A 17,508-nucleotide genomic window follows, 5' to 3' on the forward strand; every position below is an offset into this window, starting at 1 on the left:
TGTTACTATAGCAATTTTCCTTGAATAGAAAAAGCTGTTTTTACAGTATTATATCTCCATAGATACCATTACTTCCTAACTTTTATCAGTACTTTTTTATACGTCTACTGGGAAACGGAAGACTCAGCTTGCAGATCGGCAACTAGCTGGGCTAATTGATCGCTGTTAGCTTGGTATACCTCGCCACAAAAATCACAAGTTGCTTCCGCACCATCGTCTTTAGCAATCATATCTTGCAGTTCGGCTTCTCCCAATATTTTTAAAGCTCCTAACATTCTGTCAAAAGAACAGCCACAATGAAACCGTAACATTTGGGATTCTGGAAATATATGCAGCCCCATGTCTCCTAATAAATCTTGAAAGATTTCTGTAAGATTTTTTCCAGCTTGCAACAAAGGCGTAAATCCTTGAAGGGCTGATACACGCGATTCCAATGTTTCTACTAAAGCATCATCTCTAGCGGCTTTAGGTAAAACTTGAACTAGGAAACCTCCCGATGCAGTGACTCCTTGCGCTCCTACAAATACGCCTAAAACAATAGCGGAGGGTGTTTGTTCGGAAGTTACTAAATAATGAGCTATGTCCTCTCCCACTTCTCCAGAAACGAGTTCTACCGTACTCGAATAAGGATAACCGTAACCAATATCGCGAACTACATATAGAAAACCTTTACCAACGGCACCCCCAACATCTAATTTACCGTATCGGTTAGGAGGTAATTCTACACTGGGGTTTCCGACATAGCCGCGTACAGTTCCATCTAATCCTGCATCAACCAAAATACCACCTAAAGGGCCATCACCTTTAATTCGGACGTTGACCCTTGAGTCTACCCGCTTCATACTAGAAGCCATTAATAAACCTGCCGTCATTGTCCTACCTAAAGCCGCTGTTGCCACATAGGAAAGTTTGTGACGTTCTCGCGCAACAGAAGTCAACTTTGTAGTAATAGCACCTACTGCACGAATTCCACCGTCCGCTGCTGTGGCGCGAATTAACTGATCCGCCATTAATCAACCTTACACTTCTTAATATACAAATTATAACTATTGTAAGATGTTTACTTTCCCAGAATAGGATATTATCAAAACGCTCATAAAATACAAAAAAACTCAACTCTACCTTCTAAAAATTGTTCTTTTAATCCCAGAGCATTAAACAGCGTTCTCCTCAAGAATATGTATATATTTGCCATACTATATTAATTAAGTTAAATAATTTTGTGAGGCAGTTACCTCAGTTAGGTAGAACCACAACTGAGTAATTGCTTCACCCGGAGGGAAAAATGCTCGGTAGCTTTCAGACAAGTCAACTGCGGATAGAGGTCGATGCATCGCAACAAGCAATTGGTGAAAGCCTGTTGCAACCAATGCAATTAGGAAAATGGTTGCCTAGCGGTAAATTTCCTACTGGAATGCCAGAACAGCTAAATTCTGGATTTGAGTTTACCACCCATATCGGACCGATTACAATTCTAAGCCAAGTAGATGTAGCTTCTGAGAATAGCTTACGTTTACTACTGAGTCAGGGAATTGACGGCTTCCATGAGTGGTATTGGGGAGAAGGTTGGGTGCAGTCTCGTTTGGAAGGAATATCTATGCTGCCTCTTTCTTTAAGTCAAACGGCAAGTTTGTTTAGTTTACGTCAGTATTTAAAATCAAAACAAAGTTAGTGGTTAGTAGTTAGTAGTTAGTGGTTAAAAGTACGAAAAACAATGCTCCTTATAGGATGGGCGGAAAAGTATCCGGCGGTTGAAACCGCTACTACACAAACTAAGTCCGGCGACCTGGACTAATAAATTCTTAACCCACGCAGGTGGGTTTTGCCTGTTTAGCTGCGGTTTTAACCGCCAGTTTTAGCTCTATGAAAAGAATTAAATGTTCCGTATTCTTCAACTAACAACTAACCACTAACCATGATTTTTTTTCGCTTCTTCTGCAACTGCTTCAACTTCATCTTTTGCCAAACTTTCTAAAATAGATTTAGCTTCTGGAGTTCCCAACCTATTCAAAGCCTGAGCAACTCTGTAACGAATTTGCCAATCTGAATCTGAAGCATAGGGAGCTAAAATCGATACTGCTTCAGTATTTCCTAATTCCCCCATAGAACTAATTGCAGCAGTTTTCACTAAATCGTTATCTTCTGACAATGCTTGCTTAAGAATTTCAAACCCCCGTGGTTCCCCTAATTCCCCTAAAGCCGCAACTACACTTAATTTGATAATCCAATCACCTGTAGTTTGATAAAGTTGTTGCAAATCGTCAAAAGCGGCTACTAACTTCAAACCTCCCAAACAGTCTGCGGCTGCTGCTTTGACATCGGCTTCGGGATCTTGAAGCAATCCCCGTAATAAATTTAGCGATTTATCTAAATCTTGGGTACCCAAAGTATCGAACTGACTTACAGCAGAATATCGCACGCGAGCGTTTTCATCTGTAATCGCAGCTTGAATTAACTCAAAACCTATTGCTGGTTCTAATTCTCTAATTTCGTTGACTCCCCGCAATCGATCGCCTAAATCTTCGCTTTCTAGCTGTTTTTTTACTGAATCGGGAGTAATACTCATATTAATTATTCTCGGTTATTAAATTATTAGTTATTGGTTGTTAGTTGTTAGTTGTTAGTTGTTAGTTGTTAGTTGCTTATTTTTTACTATCTAAGTTTCTAACTTTGAGAGTTTGCCATATCGCGAATAATATCGCTTAATGATAGAATACCGACAATCTGCTGGGAATCATCGATAACTGGCAAGCGATGAATTTTGCGATCGCGCATAATTTTCGCAGCTTCTCTCAAAGGTTTATCGGGTGAAATAGTAATCGGTTTTTCATTCATCACTTCCCCAACGGTTTGTCCCAAAGCTTTGTGTAATTCGCGTTCGTATTCGACAGGATTTTTTAAATAAATAACACTATCAAATATCACAAAGTATGCCGGTGGTGTAACACCGGCTTGTTGCCACATCAAGTCAGTTTCCGAAATAATGCCGATTAAATGGCCTGCATCATCGACAACAGGTAAGCCGCTAATACCTTTTTCGGCAAGAATTTTAATTGCTTCGCGCAAAGGAGTTTCTGCCTTAACCGTTATTGGCTCGCGAGTCATTACTTCAGCAACGCTTTTTAACATATACAAATATTTGTTTTCATTTCATTTTCTCTGTAATAATTGTAGAGAATTACGGCTCTGAAGCTCAGGGGGTTAATACATCGTTACTTATTGGTAACTGCTAACTGTTCACTGCTCAAACTCAGTCTCGCAAAATTCTTTCAACAAATCGATACAGTTGGCGATCGCCCCTAAATGTGCAATTTCATATCCGTGGGTGTTTTGAGTGGGAAAGCTTAAGCAGGCACCACGGGGAACATGACCGAATTTCATGGCAATTGAAGCGTCACTACCAAACTGGCTCAAAGTCGCTAATTGTACGGACATATTTAATTTTTTGGCACAATCGCGAAGTTGTGCGTTGAGATTTTCGTCGTAGATTCCGTAACTGTCTTGAGAAAGTATTACCGGGTTTTCACCGTCTTCTATCGGATATTCATCAGAAAGCGGACAAATTTCTAAAGCAATCATTGCATCTAATCGCTGATTTTGAGAAAAATAAAGCGCTCCGATTGCCCCTACTTCTTCTTTTGCGGAAGCTACTAAATATACGTCTACTGCTGGCTGTTTTATCTTTTCTGCTAAAGCTAATAATATAGTCACCGAAGCTTTATTATCTAATGTATAGCTGGCAATATGGTCTTTTAAACGAATGGGATGCTTACGGTGTTTGCTTATAACCATTCTGGTTCCCGGACGAATTCCGGCATTTTCTAACTCTTGGGTGGTACATTTAGTTTCAATCCAAGCATCTTCCCATTTTAATGCAACATCTTGGTGAAACTTTTTTTGCGGCGATTCGTGGGATACATGACGGGAACCAAAACTAAGAACACCGTGAATGGTTTCTTTGTCACCTAATAAATCTACTACACCTTCACCGTAAACCCAGGGAAAAGCACCTCCCAATTTACGAACTTCAACTTTACCTGCTTCACCAATAGTTTTGACAATTGCGCCAATTTCATCTTTATGAGCGGTAATTGCAATTGGATATTCGCTTGTTTTTCCCGGAATTTTAGCAATAATATTATCGGCTCTATCAAGGCATACTTCTACTCCTAAAGCCGTAAATCGCTGCATTAAATATTGATTAATTTCAGTTTCCGCACCACTAGGAGAATGATGCATTACTAATTCTTCAATTGTTTTAAATAATTGCTCGTAATCCTGCATTATTATTAATTCTTGATTACTTGGAGGTTGGGTTAGACACGAAAACTAAATTTGATTTGTAACGACAATATATAATATCGTGTCGTAACCCAAATGGAGCGATCGCCCGCCCCATTAACTTTTTCTACAAGCTTGCTGCATTAGAATACGATTGTTTTTATACACCTCTAAAGTTCCAGACTGCTGACTATCGAGTGTGCCATCCCACACCCAATAGTTATAATTGCCATTGCGAAACTTATACACTCGAACCCCTTCTGTAGCTTTGCTAGTTCCTTTGCCTAAACTCAAATTCCCATTGGAACTTGTTGAGCGGTATAAAAGTTCACCTGTATAATTGTTTTTCCAAATATTGACATTGTATCCGCCGTTGCATTTCATACTGAGGATTAAGCCAGCAGTAGAATCAGCAGAGGCTCTTAAGGGGAAACTAGCTGAAGCACACATTGCCAGAGCAACGAGTAATGGGAATCTTTTTAGTAATGTTTTCATTATTTTTGTAATAACGGTATTCTAAGGAACTAAGTATTTTTAATTAATACTATTGTGACACAGTGACTACTAATCATCAAGGATAAATTTAATCAATGTTTGGGATTACCGATTCATTGAACTTTTATCAACAACGATTATTTTTAAGCATGGGTTATGGTACGCCTTGATTAGGGTTGATTGCCTTCGGGCTAATCGGGCATTATTAATTTTTAATGATTTTGTCGTTTGGGTTAGACACGGTGAATAGAAAAAACACCAACCTTGTAATGTTGGGTTACGGTGCTTAAAATAAAATGCACCGTGAAGCTAACCCAGAAAAGATATAAAATTGAAATTATTTATTTAGGGCTTGATAACTTCTTACTTTTGCGCTTCAATACTCCTACCGAACCCATTGCACCAATAGCAAACGTACTTAACACTGTAGAAGGTTCGGGTACGGTTTGATGCTTAATTGCACTTAAAGTTGCATCTGCTACTAAGCGATGACTTTTTGAACTTGGATGTACTGCGTCGAAGAAGATAAATTCATCGGGGTTATCGCATACGCTACTAATATTATTGAAGTCTCCCACTACACAAGGAATCGCTGGATTTTGTGTGAAACCAAATTCTCCTGGATTCGCTACTACCTGTTTAAATGCAGAATTGATGTCAACGGGAATAATATTAACATCTGTATTTGCACTCAAACTATTTAAAGCTTGCTTTAATGCTGCGTTATGACCGAGAGTTAGTTGAGTTAATTCTGGGGAAATTCCATTAGCGATCGCAAATGGAGTTTGACCTAAATCCGGTAAGTTAAATACGGCAATATTCTTAGCACCTGCTTGAGTTAACGCTCCAACTGCATTTGATAAATTGTTAACTGTTTGATTGGGGTCTGTTACACCAGCAAACAGGTAATCATTCGCACCTCCCCACACCGTATAAAGTGCATTGGGGTCTGCTTTTTGATTATTTGCTTCTAAGGTTCGGGTAAATAAATTGACTTGTCCTGAAACTCCAGGTAAAAAAGGTAAATCTGGGAAAAAAGCGTTATTTAAACCAGAAGAAGAACCACCAATGGCAAAGTTAATACCTTCGGTGGGAATATTTGCTGGTGTTGGGATGAATTGAGTTGGAGTTAATCCTATCTCATCTCCAACAAAATTTACCCATATAGGACCATTAGAAAAACGTCCTTCGGAGTAAGGAGGATTGGGAGGAAATGCAGTTTCAGGATTTTCTAAACCTTCTGTAGCAGTAAAAATGTTACCCGTGTCTGATAAACTATCGCCAAATACGTAGAATTGGCTAAAATTACTAGCCATGGCTCTACCAGGCAGCATAAATGAGAAGAGAACGAATCCTGCCGTTGTTAATGCTTTTTTCATACTAATTTTATTCCTTAATATATTAATCAAATCCCCTTAAAAGCAGAATTTTAAAGGGGTTTCCATTTACGATTTACGTACTAATAGCTTCTGTTATTGATATCATATAAACCACAGTATAATCACTATGTTGTGACATACTTACAAGGTTTTTATAATTTATGAATTATTTATGAAGATATGGTTAAAAATTCACATTTTATGCGTGAATCACGAGGTTAGTTAAAAACCTCTGTAGTTGTTATGTCATTACATTTTAAATTTTCAATTACTCGTTATTGCTTTAACTTCAAAGCTTCTTGTGCCGATATGCCTTCGCTTTCCGTGCCGAAATACCATAAAGCAGCAGCAGCTTCAGCGCGAGTTACTGCCTTTTTCGGTTGAAATAAGGTTGTATAACCGAACACACGGCGGATGTTTGAGTTTTCGCCATTTTGATAATCTGCTAATACTGCACGTAAAGCTTTGGGGTCAATTTTTGCTGTATCTTGAAAACCCCAAGTTTGTTTGACTGCATCTAAGGAAGCATTAGGTAAACCTTGACGAGTATCAAGAGGAATTTTCCATAAAAGCAATTGTTCTCGCGTTAACGGTGCATCGGGACGAAACAAAACTTGTGTAGAATCACCTGATAAAGAACTAGGAATCAATCCAGTTTCGGCTAATCCTTGAATTGCAGCAAAATCTGGATCTGAATTTTTTACATCGCTAAAAGCACTTTTATTACTTGCCCCAGCTAAGCGAATTTGTTTAGAAGGCACGTTAGCGTATATTGCATTATTAGCAGTAACTAACCAGCGAGCATATTGCCGACGGGTAATATTTGTATTGGGTTGAAACTGGTTTGCAGGATTATTAGTTTTAGCTGTATTAGTGGGAGCGGATAAAACACCTAATGTTGCTAAATCCTGGATATATGGCTGTAATTCTTGAGGTGCTTTGTTTAAATCGTCAAATTCTTGCGACTCAAAACTAGTTTGAGGAGTATTTTGGGCTGTATCTGCGGGTTGTACCGGGCCAATAAAATCTGGGTTTGTTGTGGTTGAAGGAGTTGAATTTGAGGTAGTTTGAGAAACGCTTGTACTAGATGAGTACTCGATTACTAATTCAGTATTTATTTGTGGTTGATTTGGTTGTGGGTTGGTTACGGTTTTGGGTTCAACAGAAACTTTTACCTGTGAATTATCGCGTTGTGCTTCAAATTCTCCTTCTTCATCTGTAGGTGATTTTGTAACTTCCCATTTATTCGTTCTAAACTGACTGCGATAAAAATCAACTATAAAGTTACTGGGATCTGAACTAGTCCAACGAGCGGATATTTTTCCCGTATTATCGTTACTTGGGGTAACTGACTGTAATTGTGCATTGGGATATATGGGAATTTCTTTAGGGAAATCAGCTGGTAAGCTTTTTTCTGGTTGCTGTTGATTATCATTTACTTGCTTAGCACCGAAAATAGCTGAGTTATCTTCGAGTCTAGAGTCAGCTTGCAGGGATTTCTCCAGATTTTTCGCAAACGGAGTGTTTGCACAACCCGTTATTGAGAGTAAGACAACCAAACTTAAAAATACACCTGGATATTTACAGTGCAGCACAAGAAATTATTTATAAGACTTCAACTATTACACTAGCGCAGACTGCAAGTAATTTTCTGAGGTTGCTCCTAACGATATATGAATTAATTTGTTGTGAAACGAAATTTCTCTAAAGAAGCAGTATAACAATATCTTTTCCATCTGAGGGACAAAAAAAAGTTAGTTATGTCTTTTCAATCTTTCTAAAAAGCAGGTAGATAAATTTATTGTTGCTTAAAATGAATCTGAACAAAAACATATTGTTCCTTGAAATTGACTTTTAAAGTTAGCGGTAAAGCATTGAATATTCAATATTTTGATTGAATCAGATTTATTCAGATAAATGCTGCTAACTATAAATAATTCATGTAAAAACCTGCTTGAAATTGAATGTATTATGAAATCAAAATTGAATCGCGATAATGTTTTTGATTATTTAGTGGAGCATGAGCTATGCAAATCACCACAGCAAACACTAAATAATATAGAACCAATTGCAGCCAAGAATTTTAATTTATTGGTGACTTTAGCAGATGGTAGTAAACTGCTGGTGAAGCAGGAGCGACACAATCATAAAGGTGAAACTGCGGGTGAGTTTTTGAGTGAGTGGCAAATTCAGGAGTTGTTGCAGAAGTTTTCCCAACTAAATCACCTGCGTCAATTGTTGCCGGAGTTGCTGCATTTTGATAGCGATAATTCGATAATTATCTTTCGTTACTTGGATGATTATCGTGATGTAATGGATTTTTATCAAAAAGAAAATAATTTTCATCCACAAATTTCTACAGCAATTGGTACTCTTCTTGGAACTATCCATCGTTGTACTTTTCAGCGTCAAGAATATGAAGAATTATTCTTGCAAAATTCCGAACAGAATGCAGATAGTATGGTAAAAAATTTAATTGATGGTTTAGAAAGAATTAGTCCAGACGTTTTTAGTATTGTACCTGTTGATGGGTTCAAGTTTTTTTCGCTTTATCAAAAGTTTGAAAGTTTAGGGGAAGGTTTAGCAAATGTAGGTGACGCTTTTTTACCTTCTTGTGTGACACATAATGACTTGAAGCTAAATAATATTCTTTTACATAATAATTGGCAAGAATTGGATAATAGTTCTAGTAATAACATTGTACGGTTAATAGATTGGGAGCGTTCAAATTGGGGAGATCCAGCTTTTGATTTAGGAACGACTATCGGCAGCTACGTAATCATTTGGTTAACTAGTTTGGTGATTAGCAAATCATTGAGTATAGAGGAATCTTTGCGTTTAGCAATGACACCTTTAGAAGAACTTCAGCCTTCAATTGCATCATTAACCAAAGCTTATTTCGAGACATTTACCGAAATTTTAGAACAGCGTCCAGACTTTTTAGAAAGAGTTGTCCAGTTTGTAGGTTTTGGTTTAATTCAACAAATTCAAGCGATGATTCAGTATCAAAAAACCTTTGATAACACTGGGATTGCCATGCTTCAGGTAGCTAAGACATTGTTGTGTCATCCAGAGCGATCGGTACCAACTATTTTTGGTGTTACAGCGGCGGAATTGAACCCTTCAAAAATTAAAATTCCTGCCTAATAGAATATTTGCAAAGAAATCAAATAAAACAATACAATGACACAATTACTAGATTCTAATCAAAATCAGCTAATTACTGAGGTAAATACAGAATTAATAGATGTTTTACAAGATATTGCTAGCAATATTGAAATTAAATCTAATTTTTGTATTTGTCACCCGAATTATCAACCTCTAGAACTTCCAGAGGAAACCGTTGCTCGTTTTGAGAATTTATCAAATCAAATGCAGCAGAAATATTTGAGTCTACAATTACAAAATTTTATCTACGGTATTTACTATAACGGTTTCTTGCGAAGTCAGCTAGCACTAGATAATCAAGACAATAATTTACCGATAGATTTAGACAATAATAGTATTTTAGGAATAGATGTAGATTTTTATTCGCAATTAGATGAAAGTAATTGTGGAGAAGGATATTTTGATGCTGGTTGGTTAATTTTACGCGAAGAGACTGATGGCAGTTTAGCAGTAAAGAAGAGTAGTTTAACGCTACATATTGAGCGAGAGAAGCATCTTCAAGATTGCGAGCAAAATGCTGTAGTTGGCGATCGCGTTGCTATCCGAATGCCCAAAAACTTGGTGCAAAATGGCTTTTATCTAGCGGTTAGTAATACCGAACCCGAAAGTCATGAAAATATGGTTAGGGTGTATTTTAATTTTACACCTGCCGGGGCTGTAGCTGTGATGCATCGTTTGACACAGATGCTCAACGCAATTCCGATTTACTTCCACTTTAAGGTGCTATACAACCCAGCAGAATATAAGCGTCATGATTCTGGGGTGTTGTACATTGATAAATCCAATTATGAAGCTGTAAGAAAAGTACTTGAGACGGTTTATTCCGAAAATAAATCTCATTTTAAATTAGAGCTTCCCTTATTTACCAAGCAGCTAGCACCGGGTTTGGGTTTAGCTGAGGAGCCAGATAACAAATTTGCTCAGCAAGAAAGTTTTGGAATGAATCGCTGTCAAATCGTTGCGAATGGGTTGTTACAGGCTTGGTTGGAAGGGGATAATTCTCCAGAAGCGCGGATGCAGGCTATTCGCGGGCAATTCTCGCATTTAGGGATTGATTTGGAACATCCTTATTTAAATGCTAATTCTGAGGATATATATGCTTCGCTGGATTCTTTTTAGGGAGTAGGGAGTAGGGAGTAGGGAGTAGTAAGTAGCAAGTAAGGAAATTAACTTGGAACCTGGATTTCGATAAGAAGTCCAGGTTTTCGCTTTGAAAATAGGAAAAATACAAACAAAAAATGACAAAACTAACAATATTATGTCACTAAAAATAGCTCTCTTTAATTTAACCTCATTGTTCCTTAATTGAACCGATACATAACCCCATATTTTTTAATCTTTTTCCGAATAAAAATAAATTATTTATGTCACATTGTCTATTATCAAACCTCTTGGCAATCGTAGATGAGATGAGACATTATATAAATGTGAGAGGGAAACAAACACCCAATCACAAAAAAGAAAACACATTTAATTAGGAACAGATTAAAAATGGCTAAGATTGCAATCTCTGAATTACGTCCCGCTGGTGCTGAATTGTTTGATGGTTCTGAAAGCTTTCTTCAAGAGTTAACAGATAATGAACTTAATGCAACTAAAGGTGGACTCACTCCCTTCTTAGCTGGTGTTGCTGTTGGTATTTTGATTAGCGCACGCTATTGCAACGCCAGATAAATTTCAACTTCCATTTGCTGAAGTTGTAGAAAACTCATTTCGCTTTTAACAATGTGATGAGGAAAATACAATACTCATCACTAATAACAAAAATTGAATTAGTAAAAAATTAAAAATGGCTAAAATTGCAATTTCTGAATTACAACCCGTTGGTGTTCAATTATTTGAAGACTCTGAAAGTTTTCTTCAAGAGTTAACAGATGCCGAACTTGATGCAAATAAAGGTGGGATGACTCCACTTTTACCTAGTATTTCTCCTTATATTGTTCCTATTTTAACTCCACAGATTCCTGTTTCTTAATAATTGATACAATTTGAATTTTTATCAAACTTGTCTAATTTTTACTAAATAAAGACCTGCATCTTTTTGACTTAGATGCAGGTCTTTGTTTAATTAGAAGGTTTAACTGATATTTTCAAGTTAAAATACCTATTTAATTACTGGCATAATCTTAAGTTCTTCAGCTTGTTTTTTAAGCCAATTATCGAATAAATCCGCAAGTATTTTATTATGTAGACTTTCATTCAATTCAGGCTGAATTATTTCTTCTACTAAAATTAGGTGTACTCCCTTAGAAGTTAAAATTGGTTTCAGAAGCTGGGGTGGTTTCGCAGCAAAAACCGCTGCGGAAATCTCTGCTTTTAAATTTTTACGATTAACTATTCCTTGATATCCACCTTTTCTGCGTAACTCTGTATCTTGGATATATTTGTGAGCAACATCATAAAAGCTCATTTCACCTTCTTTAATTGTGTAGAAGAGTTCCATTGCCAAATCTTCATCATCAAAAATAACTTCATACATAACCACCCCAGCATAGTCGAGTTGGTTCTCATAAAAGTAAGGTTCGACTTTATCAGCAAAAAGATGTTTTGCTAAATTTGCAGAAATCAGACCATTGTAAGCAATTTGTTCAAAATCATCTATAGATATATAATTTTTTTCTAACCATGCCCAAGTGTCTTCAACACCTTCAAGTCCATTCATTAATCGCATAGCATCCGCTGTTTTTTGTAATGCTTCATCTCGTAGCTTAATTCCAGCTTCTTGAGCTGATTCTACAATCATTTTTCGCTGTAAAATTTCGTCTATTATTTCGGTAATTCTGCCAGATAGCTTAACTTGTTCGAGAATATCTTCTTTGCTAATAGTTATAGTTTGCGACATGGTTTAACTCCTAGTTTTTATGCAATATTAGTATTATTCTGTTTCTGTGAATTTTTTCTCTATCTTCCAATAGACTCTACAGTAATACTAATAAATTTGAAGCTTTGCGAAACATTTAATTGCTTGAATTAGCAATATTTATTCTTTTATAAATCAATTATGATGATATTTAAAACAGTATAAAACCGGATTTTTTCTACAATTTCACTCCACCTTTTTGTAATTGCTTAAACGGATCGAGCAGAAAATCAATAATCCGTCGCTGACGTACTATAACTTCAGCGGTTGCTGTATCTCCAGGGCGTAAAGCAATACATTTATTAGCACTGGGAATACAATTCTGATTCAGAGCAATTTCTAAGTCATAAGCTGCAACTTTACCGTTTGGTGTATTTACCTCCAAGGTGGTAGGAGAAATTTGTAAAAGTTTACCTTCTATAACTCCATAATCTTGAAAAGGATAAGCATCAAATTTTACTTTTACAGCTAGTCCTTTTCGCAAAGAACCACTTTGACTAGTTGCCATTTGTGCCCGAACAATTAAAGGTGAATCTTGGGGTGCAATTTCGGCTACCATTGTTCCTGGCTGCACTACAGAACCAGATTTTTCAATTGGTAGCTGAAATAATATTCCGCTAACGGTTGCTTTGACATCTCGTTGACTTATCTGAAATTCTAAAGCTTTAATTTGACTTTTACTTTGAGCTATTTCTGCTTTTACTGTTGTAACTTCTGTATCTAAGTTTTTCAACTGTTCTTCAGTTTTTAACATGGCGAGTTTACCAGAATGAGTCAAAGTCTGATAGCTTCTTTCCTGCTCTTTTAACCGTAATTTTGCTTGTTCAATATCTGCTTTAGTTTGACGAATAGTCCGCTGATAACTACTCTGTTGTTCTGCTAAACGTAATTTCGCTTGCTCGATATCTGACTCACTTTGTTCGTACAATCTTTGCTTATCTTTTGCGACATCTTGCTTATCTACAAGATTAATTTCTGGCACAACTCCTTGTTTTAAAAGCATCTGATATCTTGTTACCTCTCGCTGGCTACTCCTTAAGCTACTTTGCATTAATGTTTTAGCAGTTAAACTGTGTTCGAGAGTTTTTCGTGCTTGATTTACCTGAGCTAATTTTTCTTCTTTTTGTAAATTATAAGAATTAACAATTGTCCGAACATTCTGTCTTGCTTGGTCAATTTGAGCCTGTTTTTCTAATTCTTGAGCTTGATTTTGTTGCCTTTGAGTTGCTAATGTGACTACTAACTGATTTTTTAATAAATTCAACTGAGCAAGCCGATTTAACTGTCCTTCCAGTCTTTGTTGAACCTGTTGTAATTCGGCTTTAACTAATTCTGATTCTAATACTAATAATGTCTGTCCTGCTTGTACTAGTTCGCCTTCTTTAACGCGTATTTCAGCAACAGTACCCGATACAGCAGAATCTAATTTAACTGTCTTTCCTTTGGGTTCCAGTCTTCCTCTAGCCGCACCAGTTTCATCGACTTTTGATAGCATTGCCCAAGGTAAAATTATTGATATAAATACTACTAAAAAATAGAGTAATCCTCTTGTCCAAACTTTAGGTAAACTATCAAGTAATTCCTTTGTTGTATTCGACCAATCTTCAGGGGTTTTAGCTGGATTTGTAGAGTTAATATTATCAATATTTTTTAAATTTGGTTCCTTGATTTCTTCTTCGACTATCGGCTTTTCTACCCGTTCATTTAATGGATTTGGCATGAATTATTTATCCTTTGTTTATTAAAATGTTTGTTTTAAAAATAAAACATCAGTGCTTATTGTTAATATCTTGCGTCAGTTGCAATAAAAGGCAGAGCCTTTATATCTAGTTCCCAGGCTCAGCCTGGGAACCAGAAGATTTTTATGCTGCAACATTTAATTGCTGGTGATTGAGATAATAAAAATGTCCTTTTTTTGCCATTAATTCATCATGACTTCCACTTTCAATTAATACACCTTTATCTAGTACCAAAATCAAATCAGCATTTCTGACGGTAGAAAGTCTATGGGCAATTATTAGAGAAGTTCTACCTTTGAGAATCGTATTTAAATTCTTTTGAATAATCCTTTCTGATTCAGTATCTAAATGGGAAGTTGCTTCATCGAAAATCAGTAATCTAGGATTACCTAATAATGCTCTGGCAATAGCAATTCTTTGCCTTTGTCCACCCGAAAGCATTCCCCCTCCTTCACCAATTTGGGTTTCATATCCCATTGGTAATTTTTTTATAAACTCATCTGCACCTGCTAATCTTGCTGCTTCGATAATTTCTGATAAATTTGCACCAGGGTATGCCAAACTAATGTTTTCCCGAATTGTTCCACCAAATAAAAAGGTATCTTGATCGACTACTCCTATTTGCTGACGTAAGGAGCGCAATGAAATACTATTAATATCTTGTCCATCAATAAAAATCGTCCCATCTGTAGATGGATACAATCCCAAAACTAATTTAGAAATGGTGGTTTTCCCCGAACCACTACGCCCTACCAAAGCTACCATTTGACCGGGTTTCACTTCAAAGCTAAGATTTTCAATGACATTAGTATCTCCTTCTGCATGATAGCGAAATGTCACTTTTTCAAAGCGAATATTACCTTTTATTTCTGGTAAGTTTTGCCGTACTTGTTGCTGTAAATCTTCCTCTGGCTCCGCATCTAATACATCATTAATTCGTTCTACTGCAATTACTACTTCCTGCAATTGATTCCACAATACTGTTAGTCTTTGAAAAGGCTGAATAATATTACCTAACAGCATATTAAATGCAACTAATTGCCCAATAGTTAACTGATTATTAATTACTAAATGCGCTCCAAACCACAATAACGCGGTAGTAACTACAGCTTCAATTGTATTACTGAAAATTTGTAGCCGATTGCTGATAATTTCTAAAGAAAAGTTTGTTTTAACTTCCTTAGCTAATAAATCTTCCCAATGCCAACGTACCGTCTGTTCTACTGCTGTCGATTTAATTGTCCGCACCCCACTAAGAGCTTCAATTAAATAACTGCTTTCGGTAGCAATAGCATTAAAAATTTCTCTAGATTTGCGTTGCAAAAATGGTGTAGCAATCAAGGCTAATAACGCAAAAGGAGGGACAATTACTAAAGTCAGTAACGCCATTTTCCAACTGTACCAAAACATCAATCCTACATAAATAAATACCGTCAATAAATCTAGTAGAATTGATAAAGCTTCTCCAGATAAAAACCGTTGTATTTTACGATTTTCCTGAACACGAGAGATAATATCCCCCACATAGCGATTCTCAAAATAACTCAGTGGTAGCCGCAATGTATGACGAACAAAAGCAACAATTAATGCTAAATCAACCTTATTTGCGGTGTGATCTAATAGATATTGTCGCAACCCCGTAATTGCTACCCGAAACAAGCTAAAAATTAACAGCCCTAAACCAACTGCAAATAAAGTTAATTCCGAACGCTGTACCACCACCCTATCTAAAATTAACTGGGTAAATAATGGTGTAATTAGTCCAAAAATTTGAATAAATAAAGAAGCAACAAACACCTCAAACATTACCAAAGAATGAGGTTTCATTAATTCAAAGAATTGCCAAAAGGGAGTTGTCGCTTCTTTCGCATCCTTCAAAAAGGCTGTAGGTTGCAATAACAGCGCATAGTTCGTCCATTTATCGTTAAATTCTTCATGGGTGAGGCTAAGTTGACCGATACCAGGGTCACATACAATTACGTGTTTTCGTGTAATTTCATACACAACTATGTAATGTTTCCCCTCCCAATGGATAATTGCAGGTAAATCTTGCTGCGCTAATTTGTCCAGACTCGCTTTTACTGGTTTGGTGTTAAAACCTATACTTTCTGCTGCCGCTGCTAACCCCCGCAAAGAGGCTCCATTACGGTCAACATTCGCAACATCTCGTAAACGATTGACGCTAAAACGTTTTCCCCAATATCGAGATACCATTACCAAACAAGCAGCACCGCAATCCGATCCACTTTGTTGAGCAAAATACGGATAGCGATGAGTTACTTTTTGTAATAAATGCCCTACTCGCTGAGTTGGTTGGGGTAAATAGGCTTTACTAATCTTTTTTTGAGACTCAAATTGTGGCTCTGCTGTTGACCAAACATCATCTACTTGAATTTCAGGTATATCAGTTTGGGCAACTGTTGTTTCTTCGGAATTAGACAACAGAGAATTTAGCGATGGGCACAGCCGTGCGGCTGAACGCGCTTTTTCCCACAAATATTCCCGGATTTGAGGATACTTATTAAGTAGCAGTAATAAAGCTTCAACCGGAATAAAACACAACTGTAAATTTACTGAGGCTCTGGCTGCATAAGGACTAAAATTATCATCAGGAAATAAGGTAAACTCTCCGAATGAAGTCCCAGCTTCGAGTGTAGTAATTAACTCATCAGTATCATCGAGTAATCTGACCTTACCAGCAATGACAATGTAAATACCGGCTTTAACCTCAGTTCCTTGCCAAAACTTTCCAACTTTGGGCTGTAAGAATTTAGCTTGTTGCAGACAAGTTTCAAACTCATCTTCAGATAGAGAGTATCCCAAAGTTTTATTTAGCTGTTCTGGGGAAATTAACGGTTCATTGTCCATCATCAATTTCCAAAACTGTTTCTAATTTTGTGAAGTGAAGGGGCAAAAATTCGACGCTATCAGTCAAAGAAGCCGATTTAAGTTCGCGAATCGAGATTTTGCTACTTTTTGTCTCAGTCGTACTATCAAGACAAGTATTAGGCTTTGAACGAGTAGATAAACCTAATTGTTTGAGCAGTCGTTTAATGTGGCGATCGCTAACTTGAATTCCTAATTCTTTGAAAAGATGTTTGCTCAACCAGTTTGTCGTCCATCGTTGAAAGCTGTAACCGTAGTCACGGGGACTACCCTTGAGCAGTTCTTGCAAACGTTGTAAATATTCGTCATTTACTACTTTCGGACGACCGATCGGACAATCTTGCCATTGATGCGCCATTCCGGAGCGGGCTATATGCATCCAATAGCGTACCGTAGCTGGAGAACATCCCAAAGTTCGACAAATTTCTGCTTGAGATTTCCCTTCATCCGCTAACAGCATGATTTCGATGCGTTGACGGTAAGATGATGGTAAATCAGTGTATAAATTGTTGAGTAGAAATTTCCTTTGAAATGCACTCAGTAATTGGCTATCAGTTTCTTCTGAATAATTGGGATCGAAAATTGGTTTGGAATCAGACATATTGTGAAAATTAGAATGTTTGATATCAAAGCAAAGTCACGATTTTGAAAACTTTTCGGAGAATACGGAAACTCCCGAAAAGAACAAAATATTAACCTG

16 protein-coding genes are annotated in these 17,508 nt (G+C 36.9%); 5 read left to right on the top strand and 11 right to left on the bottom strand.

Translation table 11 applies throughout. The features are described 5' to 3' along the window. Positions 1–104 precede the first annotated feature (104 nt). A complete protein-coding gene (gene hslO, locus ACM03V_RS06800) occupies positions 105–1,010 on the bottom strand; it encodes an Hsp33 family molecular chaperone HslO (RefSeq protein WP_414620007.1) in 906 nt (301 codons plus the stop codon). Between the two features lie 275 nt (positions 1,011–1,285). Here hslO and ACM03V_RS06805 point away from each other — a divergent pair, with 275 nt between their 5' ends. After that, positions 1,286–1,672 carry a hypothetical protein gene (locus ACM03V_RS06805; RefSeq protein WP_414620008.1) on the top strand — a complete coding sequence of 129 codons (387 nt, stop codon included), beginning with the start codon at positions 1,286–1,288 and terminating at the stop codon, positions 1,670–1,672. Positions 1,673–1,909: 237 nt separating this feature from the next. Here ACM03V_RS06805 and nblB read toward each other — a convergent pair whose 3' ends face one another. The 6 genes from nblB to ACM03V_RS06835 form a co-directional block, all read right to left on the bottom strand. Further along, complete coding sequence (nblB, locus tag ACM03V_RS06810; protein WP_414620009.1) at positions 1,910–2,566, bottom strand: phycobilisome degradation protein NblB; 657 nt, start codon at positions 2,564–2,566, stop codon at positions 1,910–1,912. Between the two features lie 98 nt (positions 2,567–2,664). Then, entirely contained in the window at positions 2,665–3,129 is a 465-nt protein-coding gene (locus tag ACM03V_RS06815; RefSeq protein WP_414620010.1) for a CBS domain-containing protein, read from the bottom strand. A gap of 108 nt (positions 3,130–3,237) precedes the next feature. Next, positions 3,238–4,284, bottom strand: coding sequence for a M42 family metallopeptidase (locus tag ACM03V_RS06820; RefSeq protein ID WP_414620011.1), 1,047 nt, complete (start codon positions 4,282–4,284; stop codon positions 3,238–3,240). Between the two features lie 114 nt (positions 4,285–4,398). After that, positions 4,399–4,776 carry a hypothetical protein gene (locus tag ACM03V_RS06825; protein WP_414620012.1) on the bottom strand — a complete coding sequence of 126 codons (378 nt, stop codon included), beginning with the start codon at positions 4,774–4,776 and terminating at the stop codon, positions 4,399–4,401. A 341-nt stretch (positions 4,777–5,117) separates the two neighbouring features. Beyond that, on the bottom strand, positions 5,118–6,092 hold the full coding sequence (locus ACM03V_RS06830; protein ID WP_414620013.1) for an SGNH/GDSL hydrolase family protein: 975 nt from the start codon (positions 6,090–6,092) through the stop codon (positions 5,118–5,120). Between the two features lie 338 nt (positions 6,093–6,430). Beyond that, positions 6,431–7,750: an S-layer homology domain-containing protein gene (locus tag ACM03V_RS06835; RefSeq protein ID WP_414620014.1), complete on the bottom strand. Its 1,320-nt coding sequence runs from the start codon at positions 7,748–7,750 to the stop codon at positions 6,431–6,433. Positions 7,751–8,126: 376 nt separating this feature from the next. Between ACM03V_RS06835 and ACM03V_RS06840 the strand changes: the two genes are divergently transcribed. From ACM03V_RS06840 to ACM03V_RS06855, 4 genes are all read left to right on the top strand, one after another. Further along, a complete protein-coding gene (locus ACM03V_RS06840; RefSeq protein WP_414620015.1) occupies positions 8,127–9,302 on the top strand; it encodes a phosphotransferase family protein in 1,176 nt (391 codons plus the stop codon). A gap of 36 nt (positions 9,303–9,338) precedes the next feature. Continuing rightward, entirely contained in the window at positions 9,339–10,442 is a 1,104-nt protein-coding gene (locus tag ACM03V_RS06845) for a T3SS effector HopA1 family protein (RefSeq protein ID WP_414620016.1), read from the top strand. Between the two features lie 372 nt (positions 10,443–10,814). Then, the gene (locus tag ACM03V_RS06850; RefSeq protein WP_414620017.1) at positions 10,815–10,997 is read left to right on the top strand and encodes a class IIb bacteriocin, lactobin A/cerein 7B family; all 183 of its coding nucleotides are present in this window, start codon (positions 10,815–10,817) and stop codon (positions 10,995–10,997) included. A 115-nt stretch (positions 10,998–11,112) separates the two neighbouring features. After that, positions 11,113–11,298, top strand: coding sequence for a hypothetical protein (locus ACM03V_RS06855; RefSeq protein ID WP_414620018.1), 186 nt, complete (start codon positions 11,113–11,115; stop codon positions 11,296–11,298). 129 nt (positions 11,299–11,427) lie between these two features. On the opposite strand, the gene ACM03V_RS06860 is transcribed toward ACM03V_RS06855, so the two are convergent. From ACM03V_RS06860 to ACM03V_RS06875, 4 genes are all read right to left on the bottom strand, one after another. Beyond that, the gene (locus tag ACM03V_RS06860) at positions 11,428–12,165 is read right to left on the bottom strand and encodes a peptidylprolyl isomerase (protein WP_414620019.1); all 738 of its coding nucleotides are present in this window, start codon (positions 12,163–12,165) and stop codon (positions 11,428–11,430) included. A gap of 196 nt (positions 12,166–12,361) precedes the next feature. Further along, positions 12,362–13,903, bottom strand: a complete 1,542-nt coding sequence (locus tag ACM03V_RS06865; protein ID WP_414620020.1) for an HlyD family efflux transporter periplasmic adaptor subunit — start codon at positions 13,901–13,903, stop codon at positions 12,362–12,364. A gap of 142 nt (positions 13,904–14,045) precedes the next feature. Beyond that, complete coding sequence (locus ACM03V_RS06870; protein WP_414620021.1) at positions 14,046–16,793, bottom strand: peptidase domain-containing ABC transporter; 2,748 nt, start codon at positions 16,791–16,793, stop codon at positions 14,046–14,048. Continuing rightward, positions 16,780–17,409 carry a helix-turn-helix domain-containing protein gene (locus tag ACM03V_RS06875; RefSeq protein ID WP_414620022.1) on the bottom strand — a complete coding sequence of 210 codons (630 nt, stop codon included), beginning with the start codon at positions 17,407–17,409 and terminating at the stop codon, positions 16,780–16,782. The genes ACM03V_RS06870 and ACM03V_RS06875 overlap by 14 nt, the downstream gene beginning before the upstream one ends. Between the last annotated feature and the right edge of the window lie 99 nt (positions 17,410–17,508).

It is taken from the genome of Calothrix sp. CCY 0018 (genome assembly GCF_963920925.1).
GTDB lineage: Bacteria > Cyanobacteriota > Cyanobacteriia > Cyanobacteriales > Nostocaceae > Rivularia.